Consider the following 20,482-nt stretch of genomic DNA (forward strand, 5'->3'; position numbering starts at 1 on the left):
TTTTTGCTCCTTGCACTTGGGGTTTTTGAACGAACTGCCGGATAAAAACTTTTTCAATACGCAGTTAGGTGAGGGTTAGTTTTTCTTGGTGCCGAAGTGCTGCAGGACGCGGTCCAGGATGATGGCCACGATCACGATGCCCAGGCCGGCTTCGAAACCGCTGCCCATTTGCAGGCGCTGGATGGCCCGCCAGACCTCGCCGCCCAGGCCCCGGGCACCGATCATGGCCGCGATGACCACCATGGACAGACCGAGCATAACGGTCTGGTTAACGCCGGCCATGATGGTCGGCGTGGCCAGGGGCAGTTGCAGCTTGAACAGCTTTTGCCACTTGGTGGAGCCGAAGGCGTCGGCGCATTCCACCAGTTCCCGCGGCACCTGCTTGATGCCCAGGCAGGTCAGACGGATGGCCGGGGGCATGGAGAAGATCACCGTGGCAAAGATGGCGGCCACCTTGCCCAGGCCGAAAAAGGGGATCGCCGGGATCAGATAGACGAAGGCCGGCATGGTCTGCATCACGTCCAGGACCGGCTGCACGACCCGGTTCACGCCGCCGTGCAGGGCGGCCAGGATGCCGATGGGAATGCCGATGCTCAGGGCGGTCAGGGTGGCGATGAGCACCAGGGTGATGGTGCTCACCGTGGGCACCCACAGGCCCATGTTCCAGATCAGGGCCAGACCCAGCAGCGTAAAGATTCCGATGCCCCGTTTCCTGGTCAGCCAGAAAGTCAGTCCGGCCGCGGCCAGGATGAACAGCCAGGGCGGCAGGAACAGCAGCCCGTTTTCAATGGCCCGGATCACGATCTCCATGACCCTGGTGAAGGCGATGGTCAGAAAGGAAAAGTTGGTGACCAAAAAGTCGATGATCGCCTCAATGGTCGCCCCAATAGGTATTTTAGGCATCGTTGTTCCTCCCGCGTTCGGCCAAGGCCGCCAGCAACGACCCGCGAATGATCACGCCCATCAGTCTGCCGTCAGCGCTGACAACCGGCAGCGGATGGGGCAGGTTGGCCATGATCGGAATCAGGTCCGCGGCCGGGGTCTCCGGAGGCACGCTGACGAAGTCGGTTTGCATGATGTGGTGCAATTCGGTCTCGCCGCGCTTGGAGGCTTCGGAGGCCTCGTCGGCCGAGACGTAGCCGATGACCTTGTGTTTCTCGTCGTGGACGAAAATCTGGGACAGCCCCTGTTTCTGCATGAAGCGTAGCGCGGATTTGGGACCGTGGGCCGAAAGGAAAGCCACGGCCTTGGGCTTGATCATCACGGTCTCAGCGGTGAGCACTTTGGTAATGTCCACGTTTTCCACGAAGCGGGAGACGTACTCATTGGCCGGATTGGTCAGGATCTGCTCCGCAGTGCCGATCTGGACGATGGCTCCGTCCTTCATCAGCACGATCCGGTCTCCGAGCTTCAAAGCCTCGTCCAGGTCGTGGCTGATGAACAGGATGGTCTTTTGCATCTTGCTTTGCAGATTGATCAACTCGTCCTGCATGTCCCCGCGGATCAGGGGATCCAGGGCGCTGAAGGCTTCGTCCATGAGCAGGATGTCCGGATCCAGGGCCAGGGCCCGGGCCAGTCCGACGCGTTGCTGCATGCCGCCGGAAAGATTGACCGGGTAGTAGTCTTCCCAGCCCTTCAGGCCAACCTGCTCCAGGGCGATCATGGCCTTATCGCGCCGTTTTGCCTGGTCCATACCTTGGATTTCCAGGCCGTACTCGGCATTCTGACAGACCGTGCGATGGGGGAACAGGGCAAAATTCTGGAAGACCATGCCCAGCTTGGTCAGCCGGACCTGGCGCAACTCGTCCATGGAAAGGGTGGTGATGTCCTGATCGTCGATCAGGATCTTGCCGGCGGTGGGCTCGATCAAGCGATTGATGCACCGGACCAGGGTCGATTTGCCGCTACCGGAAAGACCCATGACTACGACGATCTCACCCGCGGCCACGGTAAAGCTGGCATCCGCCACGCCCACCCCGCACCCGGTTTTTTCCAGAATCTTGTCTTTCCCGACCCCGGACTGAAGCAGCTTCAAGGCTTCCTTGGAGTTGGAGCCGAAAATTTTCGTCAGGTGCTCGACGCGAATTTTCGGTTCCCGGGTGGTTTCTGACATGAAGAGTTTCCTCTGTTGATGGTGAAAAGTGTCTGTAAGCAATATCCCATTAAATTATCTCAATCATGGGGCTATGTCAACACAATGCCGGATTGATTTGCGATCAAGGAAATTAGATGTCTGTCCAGGGCAGAGGTGCAAGACTGGAGGAATCACAGCCTAGTGTGACTCATTTTGGATGCTTTAAAGCCTATGAATGTTTTTTTAGGATATTTCTTCAAATTCTGGAATGGATGATAATTTCCATAGTCTGGTTTTGCGGTGTGATATTTTCTCCCCATCTGACACAACAACCATAATTTAGTCAGGTGGTATTTTACTGCGTACTATCCGGTTCTCTGGTTGTACTTAGTGGTGAGAAATTCAGTTTTTTGGCGATATTTGTCTATTGTTGTGGAGATTTGAATGTTGGGCTTCACTTTTAGCCAGAGTGAATCTTTCGAATGATCTATCTGGAAGTGGCCCAGAGCTCGAATAATCATCCGGCTCCCCTGGTGCTTGGCGAAGTTCGGATTGACGGCCAGGGGCATCAAGGGAATAATCTTTTTTGGATTGCCACTCAATTGTCGAAAAAATGTAACATGATCGTCATGCAACACAGCCCTTCCAAGGGCACTCTGCATCTGCCTCGCACCTCCATTCGAAAAGGTCCGTCGCGTTCAGCGTCCTGAGCGCGGCGGGCTTTTTCTTTTTATGAGTTCTTGGCGCGTACGGTGCATTTTGAGGGGTAATCAGGAGGTTCCATGGAACGTGAAGATAAATTGAAGATGACGTGCACACCGGAGCAGTTGGGGGAAATTCTGCGGAGTATGGCCGATGCCATGGAACAGGGGCGGTTGAGTCTGGATACCGTGGAACTCGACTGGAACTCGGTGGAGAAGATCGCGCTGACGATTCGCAATGCCGCGGGCATGGCGGACGTGAAGATTCGGGTCTCTTCCGGTGATCGTACCGTCGATCTCCCCGAAGATCTGGAGGACGCGGAGGGTGTTGGTGATGACGCTTTGGATGGCCAGCCCCGTGATTGGGATCAGGGCCAGGACAAGGTTGGGGAGGAATTTGAGGCGCAAGCATCGGGCATGCCCCAAAAGTTGGGCAAACCACGCGGCAGCTATGGTTCGTTGAAGAAACGGATGAAAAAGTCGTTCAAGAACATCATATACGCTCTGCATGAAAACATGTGGCCTTCACAAGTCGACATTGATGAATTTCTGCGCGACTCCAGGGATATGGTCCGCTATCCGGACAAGGGCAACGAGTTCTATCCCGCCTACACCGATGCCGTGGCCGCATTCGCCGACGTGGTTCAGCGCAAGGATCTGGAGGCCGCGTATCAGGCGGCGCACGTGCTGAACACGCTCAAGACCCAATGCCACAAGAAGTACGACTGACCGGAAAGCACGAGCAAAGGGAGGGCGAGATGTTGGCCGCGAAAAGCAGGAAGATGGAAATCGTCAAGCGCGACGACACCAACGTGATGGTGAAGAGTCTGGAGTATCCGCCCCGATTGACCGAGGCGGACGTAAAGTGCTTCCGCGCGATCACTTCCCAGGAACTGACCCCGGAACAGGTGCGGCGGATCGTTACCCCGCTGGAGGTGCTGCCCCGTCAGGACGAAGTTCTGGCCATCCACTGGCACCCTGAATACGTTCCCATGGATCTGATCCGGCAGCGGATCGAGGCCACCTTTCCCTGCAAGACCCGCGAATTGATCATTCCCACCCAGCACAACGTGCTCATGGAGTACGGCGATTATTCCGGCGTGGAGGTGGACTGCTATTCCCATGGCTTTCAGCGCAAGGTGCAACTGCTGCTCCATTTCCGAACCAGCAGGCTGGAATCCGCGGACGTGTTCAAGTCCATGCTGGACCACACCTTCCGGTACCGTTCCAGCCAGTTGTACGCCTTTCTGGACATGGTCACCAACCCCAAGTTCGAGGACTATTTGCAGTTGGCAGCCGAGGAAACCGGGGTGGACGAGGACGTGGTCCGATTTTCTCGGATACAAGCCATGAAGCTGCGAATGCTCCTGGACGAACATGAGCAGAGCATTCCCCGGGACATGATCAAGAACAAGCTGATTCGGGAGTTCATCACCGCCCAGGCGGATCTTTATCCCGAATCCCTGGCCCACCGGGCTCAGGTGTTCCTGAAGACCGTCAAGCGGATGGTCAAGGAAAACTTCAGCCCGACCTATTTTTACCGGACCTCTGAGTTCATCGAGGAAGCCAGAGCCTTGGGCGGCGGCGTGGTGGTTCCACACCCGGAGCAGTTCTGGCCGATTCTGTTGGCGGATTACGACGTGGACGGCTACGAGGTCTGGAATCCACAGTCCCAGGAGTACACCGAGTTCCTAGTCAACGTGATCAACCGGCAGAACAAGAGCCGGGGCGTGGACGACCGCTCCTTGCTGGTGTTCATGGGCGACGACACGCACATGACCGAAAAGCTCAAGGACCCCGCCCAGGCCGAAGCCGAAAAGTACTATCGGGACATCGGCGTTCAGCCGGCCTGGGACGACCTGTCCATCCGTAAAAGCCTGATCGTGGGCAATGCCAGCCGGGCGAGGAGCATTGAGGAATATCGGGCCAGATTGGATGGATGAGGAAGAGGGAAGGAGGCTGAAGGCTGAAGTATGCAACCTTAAACAGTGAGAAGTGATATGGCGGATGAAAAGTTTCGGCACGAATCCTTGCAGGACAAGGAATCCATCGGCAAGTATCTCAACGCGCTCAGCGAAGGTTTCCTGAACGGCAAACTGCAGTTTTCCTGGAAGGACAAGCGATTGGTCCTGGAACCTCAAAGCCTGATCAAGTTCGATGTGGAAACCAAGAAAAGGGACGGCGAAGTGAAGATGGTCCTGCGTTTTCGCTGGGAACAGGCCTCGGAGAGCAGCATGTTCGTGGACGGTCCGCTGGTCATCGAAGGCAAGGAAAAAGGCTAGGCCCCTATGCATGCTTTTGAGGGACTGGAACAGAAAATCCAGTTCATGGCCCTGGAAGTGGCCAAACAGGTGGACGAAACCCTGAAGGTGCTGATCGCGCCGGAAGCCGAGCACATCGAAAAGGTGTCCTCCCGGGACGACTATATCGACAATTTCAAAAGCGTTATCGAAAACGCCTGTTTCTCTCGGCTGCACGGCCAGTCCCACCTGGACAAGGCCGGCATCGACTTCATCCGCGCCGTGAACATCATCAGCAACAATCTGGAGCGGATCAGCGACTTTTCCGTGGATATCGCCCGTCAGGTCCAGTATCTGTCCGATTCGCGCTTTCTGGACCAGTTCGAATACCGGCCCTTTTTTCGTCAGATTCTCGGAGCCCTGGACATCGTGGTCCGCTCCCTGTTTCACCGGGATCTCTCCCTGGCCTTGCGGATCTGTCGGGCGGAGTTCATTCTGGACAAGCTTTACAAGCACAATTTCGACAAGATCATCGCCCAGTTGCAGTCCGGCAAGGAAACCCGCAACCTGATCACCACCTTGTTCATCTTCCGGTATCTGGAACGGATGGGGGACTCCTTGCTGAACATCGGCGAAGCAGTGATCTTTTCCGTGGTCGGCGAAAAGCTGAAGATCAATCAATTTCAAGCCCTGCGGGAGTCCTTGGACAACCTGGGCTTCGACCTGCCGATGCGGGAAGTGGAGTTCGAGTCCATTTGGGGCACTCGGTCCGGGTGCCGGATCGGCAAGGTTTCCAGCGACGGCCAGGGCGATTCCACCGGGGTGATCTTCAAGGAAGGCAAGTTCAAGAAGATCGCCCAGGAAAAGCAAAACATTCAGCGTTGGGAAGCGATCTTGCCCGGTCTGACGCCCAAGGTGTTTGGATTTCAGGAAGGCCGGGACAACGCCTCGATCTTGTTGGAATTCTTGACGGGATGCACGTTTCAGGAAATCGTTTTCAACGACGACAAGGAGATTTTCGAGGACGCGTTTTTTCTGGTTCAGGAAACCGCGACCATGATCTGGCAGAAAACGCTCCAGCCCGGTAAAACTCCCTGCACGTTCATTGAACAGTTGTTTTCCCGTATTGAGGACGTTTTCACGGCGCACCCGGATTTCAACTCGCCCCAGGTACGGTTCTGCGGCCTGAAGGTTCCTTCGACCATGGAACTGCTGGAGCAACTGCGCGAGGTGGAACGGGAGGTGGTCATTCCGTTCTCGGTGTTCATCCATGGGGACTACAACAGCAACAACATCATCTATACTCAGAAAGAGCAGCGCATTCACTACATCGACGTCCATCGCTCCAAGGACGGGGATTATCTGCAGGACGTGTCCGTGTTTTTGGTGTCCAACTTCCGGATTCCGATTTTCGACAAGGTCGTCCGGTGCAAGCTGAATCAGGTCGGCCTGCACTTTCTGCATTTTGCCCGACAATTCGCTCGGGAGCACCAGGATGCGACCTTCGAAATCCGCCTCGCGCTGGGCTTGATCCGCTCCTTCATCACCTCGACCCGGTTCGAATTGAATGAGGAGTTCGCCGCGAGCATGTTCGTCCGGGGAATGTATCTCGCCGAGCTGGTTTTGGCCCATCGCGGCCGGCCCTGGGAGACGTTCAAGGTTCCGGATCTCATCCTGCGGTACCGCTATTATTGATCCCCGGGTCGGTCGTTCCGAACCCGAAACTCAATCAAAGCAATAGGAAACACGCATGCAACGGATAGCGGTCATCGGCAATCCCGGGAGTTGGTCCACGGAAAAGCTGGCCGACGCGTTCGAGGCCAAGACGGGATTTCGTCGCGTCGTGGACATGTCCCGGGTGTATATGAACCTGGACAAAGGGCGGATGTGGTTTGATGGAGTGGACTTGTCGACGCTCGACGCCCTGGCCGTGAAGAAGATCGGTCCGGCTTATTCGCCGGATATGCAGGACCGCTTGAGCCTTTTGGATCTGCTGGCCCGGAACGGGACGCCGATCTTCTCCAACCCGGCCGCGATCCTCTCGGCCCTCAATCGTCTGAGCTGCACCGTGATCCTGCGGGCCGGAAACATGCCCATGCCGCCGACCACCATCACCGAGGACGTGGAAGCCGCGGTGGAGGCCGTGGAAACGTACGGGAGGGCCGTGTTCAAGCCGCTGTATACCTCCAAGGCCCGGGGCATGGAGGTGATCCAGGCCGATCCTTTGTGTCGCGAGCGGATCATCCGCTTTCAGCAACAGGGCAATCCCGTGATGTACATCCAGAAAATGCTGGACACGCCGGGCAAGGATCTGGGCATCGTCTTCCTGGGGGGAGAGTATTTCGGGACTTATGCCCGGCAGAGTTCCGGGGCCTGGAACACGTCCACGTCCAGCGGAGGCAAGTACGCGAGCTATGAGCCGACCAAGGAGATCATCGATTTGGCCTGGAAGGCGCAGAATCTGTTCGGGCTGGACTTTACCTGCGTGGACGTGATGGAATCCAAGGACGGGCCGATGATCTTCGAGGTCTCGGCCTTCGGCGGCTTTCGCGGCCTGCTCGAGGCTCGGGGATTGGACGCTTCGGTGCACTTCGCGGAGCACGTCCTGAATCGGGTGCGGTCATGAGCGCGATGTCCGCGAACCACCTCCGCGCCAAGCTGCTGGAACGCGTCGCCGAGGGCGATTTTTGGAAAATGTTGCGGTTGCGCTTCGGAGAGTGCCGGATCGCCGTGAGGACGAACAATCCCGCGCTGATCGCGAACTTTACGCGCTATTACGCGGATTTTTTGGATCGAGGCAAGGGTTCCGGAAGCGGCGACGCTCCGGACATGACCGTGACCGCCCTGGAGACGGATGTTTGGAATCCAGATCTGCCGTGGATCGTCAAGCAGCCTGATCCGGGCAAGATCAAGGTCAAGGAAGAGTATTTGGATTTGTTCCTGAATCAGGGAGAGGGGCGGTTCGTCCGCAAGCGGCTGACCGGGATGCTGTTTTATTTCGACCGTGAAACGCATCTGGCCGTCGGCCCTTGTCTGGCCAACGACAACCAGGTGATCAACTTCGTCAACAGCCGGTTCATCCAGTGGATGCTGGACCGCAACAGTCTGCTCTGCCACGCCGCCGGGGTGGCCCTGAACGGCAACGGCCTGGCCCTGGCCGGCTTTTCCGGGATGGGCAAATCCACTCTGGCCCTGCACCTGATGCGCCGGGGGCTGGACTTTGTCAGCAATGACCGACTGTTGATCCAGGACGCCGAGTCAGAGCCGCTTCCACATGGCCCGACCATGCACGGCGTGGCCAAGCTGCCCCGGGTCAATCCGGGAACGATCCTGGGCAATCCCTCCCTGACCGGACTGCTGGACGCCTCCCGGAAGGAGGTCTACGCCCGGATGGAGCCGGACGAGCTGTGGAACCTGGAACAAAAGCACGACGTCTATCTGGATGAATGCTTCGGCCAGGGAAAATTTCTCGACTCCGCCCGGATGGTCGGCCTCGTGATCCTGAACTGGAAGCCCAAGTATCCCCGGACCTCCCTGGAGTTGGTGGACCTGGTCCAACGCCCGGAACTGCTGGACACGGTGATCAAATCCCCAGGCCTGTTCTTCCTTCCCCGGCCCGACGTCGCGTACCGCTTCCAGCCAGAAAGTTACCTGGATATTTTCAAAAAATGCGCGGTGTTCGAGGCACGGGGCGGAGTGGATTTCGACCATGTGGCCGATGCCTGCGTCCATTATCTGGGGCAGCAGGGAGAGGGATGAGGGGGGGGAGGGCGTTCCCTGTGCAACAAATCCGTATCTTCCGCACCGCGCTGATTCCCGATGAACTGCGCCTGGCCCGGTATCTGAAAGCGCCGGAACTGGGGCCGCGGGTGCTGTTCTTCAGCGGCGGCACGGCTCTCAACCCCTTGAGCCGGGAGCTGGTTCGCTACACGCACAATTCCATTCATCTGGTCACGCCTCTGGATTCCGGGGGCAGTTCGGCCAAGCTGCGGGAAGCCTTCCGGATGCCCGCGGTGGGGGATCTGCGCAGCAGGTTGATGGCCCTGGCGGACCAGAGCGTGAAGGGCAACCCGGAAGTTCGGGAGCTGTTCGCCCACCGGCTGCCTAAAAGCGCCGCCCCGGAGGAACTGCGTCACAGCCTGGAACGGCTGGTTTCCGGACGGGATACGCTGGTACGGCGCATCCCGGACCCGATGCGCAAGATCGTTCGCAACTATCTGCGCATTTTCCAGGAAAAGATGCCCGAAGGCTTCGATCTGCGCGGGGCCAGCATCGGGAATCTGATCCTGACCGCCGGCTACCTGACCAGCCAGCGGCGCATTGATTCCGTGGTCTTCCTGTTTTCCAAACTGGCGGAGGTCCGAGGCGTGGTCCGACCGACCATGAACCGCTATCTGCATCTGGTCGCGGAACTGGAAAACGGCGAGACCATCGTCGGACAGCATTTGCTCACGGGCAAGGAAACGCCGCCCATCATCTCCAGGATCAAGCGGGTTTACATCAGTTCCGGAGATCCGGGGGGCGAGCCGGTTCGGGTGGCCATCCGCGAGAAGGTCCGGAACCTGATCCGCCAAGCCGATCTGATCTGCTTTCCCATGGGCAGCTTCTATTCCAGCCTGATCGCCAACCTGTTGCCGGACGGCGTGGGACAGGCCATCGCGGAGAACGACTGTCCCAAGGTCTACGTGCCCAACACCGGGACGGACCCGGAACAGTTCGGGATGACCCTGGCGGATAATACGGCCGCATTGTTGCATTATCTGCGCCGGGGGTGCGTGGACGACCCGCCCGTGGAGCGACTGCTGAACCTCGTACTCCTGGACTCCCGCGACGAGTGCTACGCTCAGCCCGTGGACGTGGCCGCCTTGCGACGTCTCGGGGTCGATGTCCTCCGAACCTCTCTGACCGGGGACGACCAAGCATGCTCTCAAACCACAGCCTTGGACGGCGACCGGGTGGTTCGGGTTCTCTTATCCCTGGTTTGAGTATCTTGGCGCAGCGACGTCTAAAGGTATTTATCAGACATTTTTTCACGGGGCCGGAATTTCGTTAACGCCCAGCCTTCGGGCGTGACTGACAAAAAAATCGTAACTACTCAGCACAGAGTAATGCCGGGGTCGGAGTCGGAATCGGAATCGGGATCGAAAACGATGGGATGCGTTCTATTTTTTCCTGTTCCGATTCCGATCCCGACCCCGATGGCCGCAGGAAGAGCACACAACGTATGCTGAGTAGTTACAAAAAATCCAAGGAGCAGACCATGTCGAAAAAAGAAGTGAAGTTGAAAGGCGTGATGGACGTCGACCAAGTGGTGACCTATCTGGAAGACTTGGCGACTTCCCTGAAGGAGGGCAAGATCTGCGTCCAGCAGGGCGAGCAGTTCGTGACCCTTTGCCCGGACAAGATGGTGGACGTGGAGGTCAAGGCTACCTCGAAAAAAGGGAAAGAAAAGTTCGAGATGGAGTTGGCCTGGTACCGGGATGTTTCCCAGGAGATGAGTATTTCCTCGGACGAACCGGAACAGGACGCCGAAAGCGAGGGATCGCCGCCCGCGGTCAGCGGTCCGGTGATCGAAATGCCGCAAGCCCAGGACGAGGACAATATTGATCGGAGCTAGGGCAGCTCCGGTTGGACGAACGATGTGTGAGCCGGCGGCATTGTCGATCCGGTTTCGTCAACCTTTTCGAACATCATAGCGGCCTCCGTACGGGGGCCGCTTTTTTTATTGTGGCCGATAATGGGCGTGAGGGTAGGGGCACAACGCGCTGTGCCCCTGCCCTCGCGTTTTTTCGTCATTGAATCGGCATTGAACCGTAACTCCACCGTAACCATGCGATTCGCGTTGGGGTTATATGGGTTCGAACAACAACGGCGTTATGGAGCAGTTTGCTCATCCCGACAAACCACGAGAAAAAACAGCAGAGCGCACAAGGACAGCCATGTCGACAGCCATGACCGCTCAAGTCGAGTATCTGATGCCGAAAAACGAGCATTCTTCTCCATCTTCGCCCAACATCCACCCCGTATCAATGGATTATCCGGCATGCGCCAACGGTCGGCCGGACACGTCTCCCCCCCGTGCTCATGTCCTGATGCGTCTGGCTCCGTACGTCGCCCCCACAGTGCCTCTGCTCAATGTTTACGATACTTTCCGCAACTACCCGGATTTGATGGTGTTGCCCGTGGTCCAGGAAGGCAAGCCGGTAGGGCTGATCAATCGCTTCAAGCTTCATGAGATGTTCAGTCAGCCGTTCACCCGTGAATTGCATGGTCGCAAGCCGATCAGTCTGTTCATGGCCGCCAACCCGGTGATCGTGGACAAGAACGTGTCCATCGACGACCTGGCCCGGATCATTATCGACGCGGGCATGCAGCATATGTACGACGGTTTCATTATGACGGAGCAGGGGAAGTACGTCGGCATCGGCAACGGGCATGATCTCCTCGGGGCCATCACCGAGCGCAAGCAGGCCCACCTGTTCTACCTCGCCCATTTCGACGCTCTGACGGATCTTCCCAACCGACTCTTGTTCAAGGATCGACTGACCCAGGCCTGCGTGCGTTCCGAGCGTAACGGGCACTCCGTGGCCCTGATGTTTCTCGACCTGGATCGTTTCAAGCTGATCAACGACACCCTGGGCCACTCCGTGGGCGATAGGCTTCTGAAAAGCGTAGCGGCCCGATTATTGGAAACCGTGCGCAAAAAAGACACGGTATCCCGGCTGGGCGGGGACGAGTTCACGATCATTCTGGACGACGTGGGCGCGCCTCAGGATGCGGCGGTGGTCGCCCAGAAGATCATCCATGCCATGGGTCAGCCCTTTGTTCTCGAGGGCGACGAGGTTGTGGTGACCACGAGCATCGGCGTGGCCTTTTATCCCCAGGACGCCGCGAACCCGGAGGAATTGCAGAAAAATTCCGACGCGGCCATGTACCATGCCAAGGAAAAGGGCAAGAACAACTACCAGTTTTTCAAGCCGGAAATGAACGTTCAGGTCAACGCCCGGCTGAGCCTGGAAAACCAGTTGCGCAAGGCCGTGGAGGCTGATCAGCTCCTGCTGCACTACCAACCCCAGGTGGAACTGAGCACCGGCAAGGTCGTGGGCGTGGAGGCCCTGCTTCGCTGGCAGCATCCGGAGTTGGGCTTTGTCCCGCCCTTGACCTTCATTCCCCTGGCCGAGGAACTGGGGCTGATGGCCTCCATCGGGGAGTTCGTGCTCCATGAGGCTTGCCGCCAGAGCAAACAGTGGCAGGACGAATTGGGGGTCCGTGTCTGCATGGCCGTGAATCTGGCCGGATGGCAACTGGAGCAGCCCGATTTTCCGGATACCGTGGAGCGCATCCTGCGCAAAACCGGCCTTTCCCCGCGTTGTCTCGAATTGGAATTAACGGAAAACGTACTCATGGAGAACATCAAACAAGCCCGGACCGCGTTGAACGTGCTCGGCCAAAGGGGCGTTCTCGTGGCCATCGACGACTTCGGCACGGGCTATTCATCCCTGAGCTATCTGCTCAACCTGCCCATCGATACTTTGAAGATCGACAAGTGCTTCATCCAGAGCATCGGCCTCCAGGACGACGGCGCGACCATCGCCACCGCCGTCATCGCCCTGGCCCGCAGCCTTAAGCTCAACGTCGTGGCTGAAGGCGTGGAAACCCTTGAACAGCAGGATTTTCTGCGCGAACAGGGCTGCGATTTCATCCAGGGCTATTTTTTCTGCCGGCCCCTGCCCGCCGCGGAACTGGTTTCTCTCCTCGTCAAACACGCGAAAATCCCCTCCTCCCGCAAACTCAACTGCTTGACTCAGGAGTGATTTGAAGGGCCGAAATCTTGAACGCTATTGATTGATTGAGTGTTGCTGAAACGAAGCGCAATCCTGATTGCGTCGTCAAATTGTAACGGGAATGTCGCGAACGGATTGACGCTTTCGGCTACCATCTTGTATTTGGCCGCCAGTATGGTGACGGAAGGTGTGCCGGGTGATTTCAGTGGGCGCTTCGGCCCGACCCGGCTTCCGTCGCGGACATCGCTCTTTCAACCAGACAAACCCAAGTAGCAGGAATGCGCATTGAATTGAATCAGGTCAGCAAGGTGTTCAAGAACGCCGTGGCCTTGGACGATATCAGTTTTACCGTGGAATCCGGGGAACTGGTGGTGATTCTCGGGCCGTCCGGGTGCGGGAAGTCGACGTTGCTGCGGATCGTCGCCGGACTGGACGACGCCAGCTTCGGGACGGTGCGGGTCGGTGGGCAGGACGTGACGAAATTATCTCCGGATCGACGCGGCATTTCCATGGTCTTCCAGTCCTACGCTCTGTTTCCGCATCTCAATGTCGCGGAAAACATCGTTTTTGGGCTGCGCATCCGCGGATTGGGCAAGGCCGAAATCCGAAAACGCCTGGACCATGCCGCGGGCATGCTGGGGCTTGGAGAACTGCTGGACCGCAAGCCGGCTCAGCTTTCCGGGGGCCAGCGCCAGCGAGTGGCCCTGGGGCGGGCCATCGTCTCGCAACAGCCGATCTGCCTGATGGACGAACCCCTTTCGAACCTGGACGCGAAGCTGCGCCATGAAATGCGTCGGGAGATCCTGGAATTGCAACGCAAGCTGCGCATGACCATGGTCTATGTGACCCATGACCAAGTGGAGGCCATGACCATGGCCGACCGCATCGTTCTTCTGGATCATGGCCGCGTGGCTCAGATTTCCTCTCCCGCGGAACTCTATGCCCGGCCTTCCAGCTTGTTCGCGGCCCAGTTCATCGGCTCACCGCCGATGAACATGCTGGCCCTGGAACCCTTTGGCGAGGGCTGCGCGCTTGCGGGAAGCGAGAGGTTGATTGTCCGGGGCGGGTGCGAGCCTCTGCTTCTTGGGGTTCGCCCGGAAGACGTCCGCCCGGCTGAGGGTGGAATTCCCGGCGTGGTCATTCGAACGGAGTATCACGGCGCGGATACCCTGGTCGCCGCCCAGGTGAGCGGGCAGGAAGTGGTCATGCGTTTGTACGGCAAGCACGACTACCAGGCCGGAGATGCGATCCACATGATCTGGGACCGGGAAAGCAGCCACCTTTTCAGCGTGGAGAGCGGGGAGCGTCGCGAAGGCCTGGAGCCTCGGCTCGTGCTCCCGGAAACCGCCCGCTGATCGATGGTGGGACGGCTTGACGAATGTCCAGGGGCATCTTTTCGGCCTCTTCAACCAGAAACCAGATACAAGGAGAGCTTACATGCGCCTTATCGCGACCGCCATGGTTTTTTGCCTGCTGCTTATGATGAGCACGTCGGCCCTGGCCCAGAACGTCAATCTGACCATGTACTACCCCGTGGCCGTGGGGGGGCCGATCACCAAGATCATCGACGACATGATCGCCGATTTCCAGAAGGACAATCCGGGGATCACGGTCCAGGCCGTGTACGCCGGGAACTACGACGACACGCGGACCAAGGCCCTGGCCGCACTCAACGCCGGGGAGCCGGTGCAGCTTTCCGTGCTGTTTTCCATCGACGTCTTCGACCTGATGGATCAGGATGTAATCGTGCCTTTTAATGATCTGGTCGCCACGGACGAGGAGCGCCAATGGATGGGAAGCTTCTATCCCGCGCTGATGGAGAACAGCACGGTGGACGGCAAGGTATACGGCATTCCGTTCCAGCGCTCGACCATCGTGATGTACTATAACAAGGATGCGTTCCGGGATGCCGGACTGGACCCGGAGAGCCCGCCGGCCACCTGGGACGAAATGGTCGAGGCGGCCAAGAAGCTGACCAAACGCGACGCCTCGGGCAACGTGACCCAGTGGGGCGTGCACGTCCCGTCCTCGGGATATCCCTATTGGATGTTTCAGGCCTTTGCCATGCAGAACAACCAGGTGCTGATGTCCGGTGATGGCACAGAGGTATACTTTGACCATCCGGCTGTGGTGGAAAGCCTGGAATTCTGGCGTGATTTGTCCCATACCCACGACGTGATGCCCAGGGGCGTGATCGACTGGGGAACGCTTCGCCAGAAATTTCTGGAGGGCAGCACGGCCATGATGTGGCACACCACCGGCAACCTGACTCCGGTGCGCAATGAGGCCCGTTTTGATTTTGGAGTGGCCATGCTTCCGGCCAAGCAGCGTCGCGGCAGCCCCACGGGTGGCGGCAATTTTTATGTGTTCAAGCAGGCCAGCGCCGAGGAAAGGAAGGCGGCTTTGCAATTCATTCGCTGGATGACCTCGCCGGAGCGGGCCGCGGACTGGTCCATCGCCACCGGATACGTGGGTGTTCGCCCGGACGCTTACATCACCCCCGCGTTGTCCGAGTATGTTGAAGGCTTTTCCGCGGCGGCCGTGGCCCGGGATCAGTTGGAGTACGCCACGGCGGAATTCTCCACCTATGAGACGGCCCGGGTGAAGAAGTTCCTGGACGACGCCATTCAATCGGTGCTCACCGGGCAGGCCCAGCCGGCCCAGGCTCTGCAAGGCGCTCAGGCCGCGGCTGAGCGCGTGCTGCGCGCGTACAAATGATTGTGTTGTGATGGCCCGCCCCGGTCCGGTACTTCGGATCGGGGCGATCCCATCTCAATGGTTTCCCTTTCTTCTTTGCGGCGCGAGGAGTGACGGTGTATCGGGTTTCCAATCAAGTGTACGGATGGCTGCTCTTTTTTCCGGCAGCGGTGATGTTTTTTCTCTTCACCCACTTCCCGATTCTGGCCACCCTGAAGGCCAGCTTTTTCTCCACTCCTCGTGGTGCCCGTCCGGCCAGGTTTGTTGGGCTGGAAAACTACCGGGTGATGTTTGATGATCCGGTGTTCTGGAAGGTCCTGGGCAACAACTTCATCTTCGCCGCGGGAACCATTCCGCTGAGCATCGGCCTGGCCTTGCTGATGGCCGTCTGGGTCAACGGCAAGCTGTCCGGGCGTAGCATCGTACGCACCGCGTACTTCACGCCCACCGTGCTGCCCATGATCGCCGTGGCCAACATCTGGCTCTTTTTCTACACCCCGCAGATAGGGCTGCTGGACGGCTTGACCGGGCTGCTCGGCTTTCCCAGCCGCAACTGGCTGGGCGAACCGTCCACCGTGATGAGCTGTTTGATCGTGATGACCATCTGGAAGGAGGCCGGTTTTTTCATGATCTTTTATCTGGCGGCGCTGCAGTCCATCTCTCCGGAGCTGCAGGACGCGGGGCGGATCGAAGGGGCAGGAAGATGGTACTTCTTTCGCCGGGTGACCTGGCCGCTGCTGATGCCCACCACGGTGTTCATCCTCTTCAATGCCGTGATCAATGCCTTCAAGCTGGTAGACCACCTGTTTATCATGACCAAGGGCGGCCCGAACAACGCCTCTTCGCTGCTGCTGTACTACATCTATGAAGTGGCCTTTTCCTTCTGGGATACCGCCTATGCCTCCACCCTGACCATGGCCCTGCTGGTCGTCCTGGCTGTTTTGGCCCTCAGCCAATTCGTTTACCTCGAACGGCGGACCCACTACCAATGATCACCGCCAGACTCTCCCACTACCTGGAAAGCCTCGGGGCCTGGCTCCTGGCCCTGATCTGGGCCGGGCCGCTGCTCTACGCGGCCTGGGCTGCCTTTCACCCCCCGGCCTACATCGCCAATTTCGATCTTTTTGCTCCGCTGACCCTGGACAACTTTCGCACGGCCTGGAATACCGCTCCCTTTGCCCGATATTTTCTAAATTCCTTTGCCTACGTGAGCATGACCCTGGCCGGACAGTTCTTCTTGTGTACCCTGGCTGCTTTCGCCTTTGCCCGGTTCGAATTTCCCGGACGGGACATCGCCTTCATGCTTGTCCTGGTGCAGTTGATGATCATGCCCGATCAGTTGATCGTGAAGAATTACGAATTGATGAGCCGCCTGAACCTCGTGGACACCACGGCGGCGATCTCCCTGCCGTACATGGCCTCGGCCTTCGGCACCTTCCTGCTGCGCCAGACCTTTAAGCAGATCCCCAGGGAACTGGAGGAGGCGGCCCGGGTGGAGGGCGCGGGCTGGCTGCGGGTGCTCTGGAAAGTCTACGTCCCCCTGGGCAAGCCCACCTACATCGCCTACGGCCTGGTTTCGGTGAGTCACCACTGGAACAACTTTCTCTGGCCCCTGGTGATCACCAATTCCGTGAACACCAGGCCCCTGACCGTGGGATTGGCCATTTTCGGGGCGCCCGAATCCGGAGTCAATTTCGCCATCATCACGGCGGGAACATTGATCGCCGTCGCACCGTTGCTTATCGCCTTTCTGCTGTTCCAGCGCCAGTTCGTGCAGAGCTTCATGCGCTCGGGCATCAAGTGATTCAGAGGGGCTCATTGCAAATGGGGAGGAGATCGGCCTATTGCCGGGCATCCTAATTATCTGCCCATTTTCATTCTCAAAATATGAACCGCCCGCTTCGCTCATGGAAGGCTCCAAGGTCTCCAAGATAAAGATTTTGGAAAGCAAGGAAGAAGCTGCTTTCCAAAATCATTGGCTCTCCCTGTCGGAGGGATTATCACCGCCGATAGGCGGCGAGTCTTTTGGCTTCCGCATCTTTCCAGCGGAAGGCAAAAATCTCTTCTTGGCGTACTCCGAGCCTTGAGCGAAGCGGGCGGTTCAGGTTCTCATGCCTCAACAGGCCTTGAGCCATCCTCTCTATCCTTTCCCCAAGCCTCCGCACCCTCGCCACAAAGCCGGAGCCACGCCAGGGCGGCCTTGTCGCAAAAGGCCGTCGCGTCGGCGAGGAGCAGCGGGAGGCGTCTGGCCAGGTCTGTATAATACGCATCGGGGAACTGGTCCTGGTAGACGCGGTAGACGGGAATGGCTCCCTGGCGAAACAACGTCAGCCAGTCGGCGAGAATCCTTGAATCCGCCTCCAGGTGGAATTGGAAGCCGTACGAGGCGCGGCCGACCCGGAAGCACTGGTTGGGACAGGCCTCCCCCTGGACAAGCAGGGTCGCGCCGGGGGGCAGGGTGAACGAGTCCTCGTGGAATTCCATCAGGGGGGGCAAGGGCAGGGCCGCGCCGATGACGGGGTCGTCCCCGGCCGCCGGGGTTGGGTGGTGCTGAACGAACCCGAACTCCAGGCCGGAAAGGGTGTAGGTGGTTCCGCCGTGGGCTCGGGCCAGCAGTTGCGCTCCCAGGCAGATGCCGGCCACGGGGCGGTGTGCCGCGTCAAAGGCGCGCATCAGGTCCATGAGCCGGGGAAAGTGCGGGGACGAGGCGTCGTCAAAGGCGTGTTGCGGCCCTCCCAGGACCACGAGCCCGGCGAAGTCTTCCGGTCCTTCGGGCCAGTTCGACAGGACGTCGCCGTCCGAGGGCCTCAGGGTGGTTACTCGCGCGCCCCGGCGGAGAATGGCCTTGACGAAGTTGCCTCCCGGCGCTTGCGGACTGTGCTCGATCACGAGGATGGGAACGTCCTGAACGTCCTCGGCGGGCCAAGCGGCCACGGCCACCCGGGTCTCGTAATAGGGGCAGCCGTCGCCGACCCGACTGGCCATGTCCCGGGTCAACCGGTTCAGACCGTGTTCTCCTTTGACCCACCCGCCCCGTTCGGCCACGAGGATGTCCTCGCGCAGCTCGAGGTCGACGCTGAGGCGGGCCTTGACCGCTCCATGTGGACTGAAGACCTTGACCAGCCGACCTTGTTCAAGCCCCAGCCCGGCGGCCTGGCGCGCGGATAGAACGACCGCGGGCAGCGGTTCATGGTCCGCCAGGGTCCGTTCCGAGCAAATGGCGTCATGGGGGGCGACGGTGAGCAGGGTGTAGGGGAATTCCGGAGTCTCCGGAGAAGGCTCGGCCTCGTCCAGGCGCTCCAGGAAGCGAAACTTCCCCGAAGGAGTAGGAAATCTACGGTCCGCGTAGGGAACCATGGGCGCGTTGACCCGGAAGGGACGACTTCGCAGCGCCTGCAAGTCCCCGCCCTGATCCCGGCCCTGTTCTCTAAGAGGCGCGCAGACGGCTTCCAGCCACTCTTCCAGCCCTCGGCGATATTCCGAAGCAAAGGGAAACCGTCGCGCCAGTTCCTGAAACATCCAAAATTCCGACCGGCACTCGCCCACCGGCTCGATGACCTTGTTCACCGCGCCGACGTAATTGTGGCCGTAGCTGGCCATGACGTCCTGTTCTTCCAGAAACGTGGTCGCGGGGAGAAAGACATGGGCATGGTCCGCGGTGTCGTCCAGAAAATGACCGCTGTAGACCACGAATTCCGTTTGCCGAAAGGCCCGGCTGACCTTGTCGGTGTTGGGGGCCATGCATACGGGGTTGGCCGCGGTGACGAAGATCATCCGGATTTTCGGGTTGGTCGCGTTCAGGATCTCCTCCCCGATCCGAGGCATGAGCAGGGTGCGCCTGGGTGGATGCAGCTCGTCTCCCCAAAAGCGCTGGTCATAGGGTCCGTATTCCTCAAAGCCTTGACTGACGCCGCCTCCAGGGATGCCCAGATTGCCGCTGAGCGCTCCCAGGGCGTCGATGGCCTGGATGGACTGATGGGCCAGGGCGTGCCGGTGCAGCCCCCAGCCGAGAAGAATGGACGTAGGCTTGGCGGTGATCAGGGTGTCGGCGATAAGTTGAGCCTGATCCTCGCAAACCCCGGCCCGGTTGCAGAGCTGATCCAGGCTGAACCGCTCCGCCAAATTCAGAAAATCCCGCACTCCCTCGGCGTGCCGTTCCAGGAATGGTTTGTCCTCGGCCCCGGCGGCCAGGATCAGCTTGGCCGCGGCCAGGGCCAGGAAGACGTCGCGGCCGGGGCGCACCGCGATATGGTGATCCGCCAGGGCCGCGGAACGGGTTCGGGCCGGGTCGACCAGCAGAACCGGCCCGCCGCGTCGGCGCAGATCCCGGATGATCGGAACCAGACCGGCGTTGGTGGAAACCGGATTGCGGCCCCAGAGAATCATGGACCGGCTGTTGGCGTGATCCAGCGGGTCATGAGAGACCCGGTCGCCGACACTGAGATTCTGGGCCGCCTGACCCGTCCCGCCGCAGAGGGAGCCGCGCAGGGTGGTCACGCCGCCCAGCAGGCTGAAGAAATAGCGGTTGAGCAGCTTCAGAGCCGTACGCTCCCCATATCCCTGATAGTAGAGGATGGCTTCCGGACCGGATTCGGCGATCAAGGTTTTGATCCGCTCGGCTACGAGGTCCAGGGCCGCATCCCAGGTCACGATCTCCCAGCGCCCGCCGCGTCGGATCATCGGGGCCGTGACCCGTTCCAGACTGTAGACCCGCCGAACGTACAGCGCCTTCTTCCCGCAGGCCGCCCCCCTGGTCAGCGGATGCTCAGGGTTCCCGCTCAACCGGACCAGGCGTCCGTTCTCCACGGTTGCCAAAAGCCCGCAGGTGCTGGGGCAGTCACGGGTGCATGTCGTTGGGATGATTGTTTTCATAGTCCTGATATTGTTCGCTTCCATCAAAGAATACCTCAGCCCTTCGCGAAAGCCGGAGGTATGCGGGGAAGTCGCTCCAGTATTTACCTGAAGTTCTCGGGGAACACGGAATAG

18 protein-coding genes are annotated in these 20,482 nt (G+C 59.1%); 14 read left to right on the forward strand and 4 right to left on the reverse strand.

What is annotated here, in order from left to right:
* Nucleotides 1–75: 75 nt before the first annotated feature.
* The 3 genes from C6366_RS02540 to C6366_RS02550 form a co-directional block, all read right to left on the reverse strand.
* A complete protein-coding gene (locus C6366_RS02540; RefSeq protein WP_107735780.1) occupies nt 76–903 on the reverse strand; it encodes a proline/glycine betaine ABC transporter permease in 828 nt (275 codons plus the stop codon).
* The gene (locus C6366_RS02545) at nt 896–2,113 is read right to left on the reverse strand and encodes a glycine betaine/L-proline ABC transporter ATP-binding protein (RefSeq protein ID WP_107735781.1); all 1,218 of its coding nucleotides are present in this window, start codon (nt 2,111–2,113) and stop codon (nt 896–898) included. Before C6366_RS02545 ends, C6366_RS02540 begins: the two co-directional genes overlap by 8 nt.
* A 326-nt stretch (nt 2,114–2,439) precedes the next feature.
* Nucleotides 2,440–2,736, reverse strand: coding sequence for a hypothetical protein (locus C6366_RS02550; protein WP_107735782.1), 297 nt, complete (start codon nt 2,734–2,736; stop codon nt 2,440–2,442).
* A gap of 120 nt (nt 2,737–2,856) precedes the next feature.
* Here C6366_RS02550 and C6366_RS02555 point away from each other — a divergent pair, with 120 nt between their 5' ends.
* The 14 genes from C6366_RS02555 to C6366_RS02620 all read left to right on the forward strand — a co-directional run bounded on the left by C6366_RS02555 (nt 2,857) and on the right by C6366_RS02620 (nt 17,583).
* Complete coding sequence (locus tag C6366_RS02555) at nt 2,857–3,504, forward strand: GAK system XXXCH domain-containing protein (RefSeq protein WP_107735783.1); 648 nt, start codon at nt 2,857–2,859, stop codon at nt 3,502–3,504.
* Nucleotides 3,483–4,718: a hypothetical protein gene (locus C6366_RS02560; protein ID WP_233248365.1), complete on the forward strand. Its 1,236-nt coding sequence runs from the start codon at nt 3,483–3,485 to the stop codon at nt 4,716–4,718. The genes C6366_RS02555 and C6366_RS02560 overlap by 22 nt, the downstream gene beginning before the upstream one ends.
* A 57-nt stretch (nt 4,719–4,775) precedes the next feature.
* Nucleotides 4,776–5,057 (forward strand): amphi-Trp domain-containing protein, encoded by a 282-nt coding sequence (locus tag C6366_RS02565; protein ID WP_107735784.1) that lies wholly within the window; start codon nt 4,776–4,778, stop codon nt 5,055–5,057.
* Between the two features lie 6 nt (nt 5,058–5,063).
* Nucleotides 5,064–6,710: a PhoU domain-containing protein gene (locus C6366_RS02570; RefSeq protein WP_107735785.1), complete on the forward strand. Its 1,647-nt coding sequence runs from the start codon at nt 5,064–5,066 to the stop codon at nt 6,708–6,710.
* Nucleotides 6,711–6,765: 55 nt separating this feature from the next.
* Entirely contained in the window at nt 6,766–7,641 is an 876-nt protein-coding gene (locus C6366_RS02575) for a GAK system ATP-grasp enzyme (RefSeq protein WP_107735786.1), read from the forward strand.
* Nucleotides 7,638–8,774 carry an HprK-related kinase B gene (locus C6366_RS02580; protein WP_107735787.1) on the forward strand — a complete coding sequence of 379 codons (1,137 nt, stop codon included), beginning with the start codon at nt 7,638–7,640 and terminating at the stop codon, nt 8,772–8,774. Before C6366_RS02575 ends, C6366_RS02580 begins: the two co-directional genes overlap by 4 nt.
* A 20-nt stretch (nt 8,775–8,794) precedes the next feature.
* Entirely contained in the window at nt 8,795–10,000 is a 1,206-nt protein-coding gene (locus C6366_RS02585) for a GAK system CofD-like protein (RefSeq protein ID WP_306460415.1), read from the forward strand.
* 275 nt (nt 10,001–10,275) lie between these two features.
* On the forward strand, nt 10,276–10,632 hold the full coding sequence (locus C6366_RS02590) for an amphi-Trp domain-containing protein (protein ID WP_158269609.1): 357 nt from the start codon (nt 10,276–10,278) through the stop codon (nt 10,630–10,632).
* Between the two features lie 322 nt (nt 10,633–10,954).
* Nucleotides 10,955–12,829 (forward strand): EAL domain-containing protein, encoded by a 1,875-nt coding sequence (locus C6366_RS02595; RefSeq protein ID WP_158269610.1) that lies wholly within the window; start codon nt 10,955–10,957, stop codon nt 12,827–12,829.
* A 248-nt stretch (nt 12,830–13,077) separates the two neighbouring features.
* Nucleotides 13,078–14,154, forward strand: a complete 1,077-nt coding sequence (locus tag C6366_RS02600; protein ID WP_107735791.1) for an ABC transporter ATP-binding protein — start codon at nt 13,078–13,080, stop codon at nt 14,152–14,154.
* Nucleotides 14,155–14,236: 82 nt separating this feature from the next.
* Nucleotides 14,237–15,517, forward strand: coding sequence for an ABC transporter substrate-binding protein (locus C6366_RS02605; RefSeq protein ID WP_107735792.1), 1,281 nt, complete (start codon nt 14,237–14,239; stop codon nt 15,515–15,517).
* A 95-nt stretch (nt 15,518–15,612) separates the two neighbouring features.
* Complete coding sequence (locus C6366_RS02610) at nt 15,613–16,488, forward strand: carbohydrate ABC transporter permease (RefSeq protein WP_233248366.1); 876 nt, start codon at nt 15,613–15,615, stop codon at nt 16,486–16,488.
* Nucleotides 16,485–17,300 carry a carbohydrate ABC transporter permease gene (locus C6366_RS02615; protein WP_107735793.1) on the forward strand — a complete coding sequence of 272 codons (816 nt, stop codon included), beginning with the start codon at nt 16,485–16,487 and terminating at the stop codon, nt 17,298–17,300. The genes C6366_RS02610 and C6366_RS02615 overlap by 4 nt, the downstream gene beginning before the upstream one ends.
* 40 nt (nt 17,301–17,340) lie before the next feature.
* Nucleotides 17,341–17,583 (forward strand): hypothetical protein, encoded by a 243-nt coding sequence (locus C6366_RS02620; protein WP_146164747.1) that lies wholly within the window; start codon nt 17,341–17,343, stop codon nt 17,581–17,583.
* Between the two features lie 22 nt (nt 17,584–17,605).
* Here C6366_RS02620 and C6366_RS02625 read toward each other — a convergent pair whose 3' ends face one another.
* Nucleotides 17,606–20,368: a molybdopterin-dependent oxidoreductase gene (locus C6366_RS02625; protein WP_199221401.1), complete on the reverse strand. Its 2,763-nt coding sequence runs from the start codon at nt 20,366–20,368 to the stop codon at nt 17,606–17,608.
* Between the last annotated feature and the right edge of the window lie 114 nt (nt 20,369–20,482).

The sequence above is a fragment of the Desulfonatronum sp. SC1 genome, assembly GCF_003046795.1.
GTDB lineage: Bacteria > Desulfobacterota > Desulfovibrionia > Desulfovibrionales > Desulfonatronaceae > Desulfonatronum.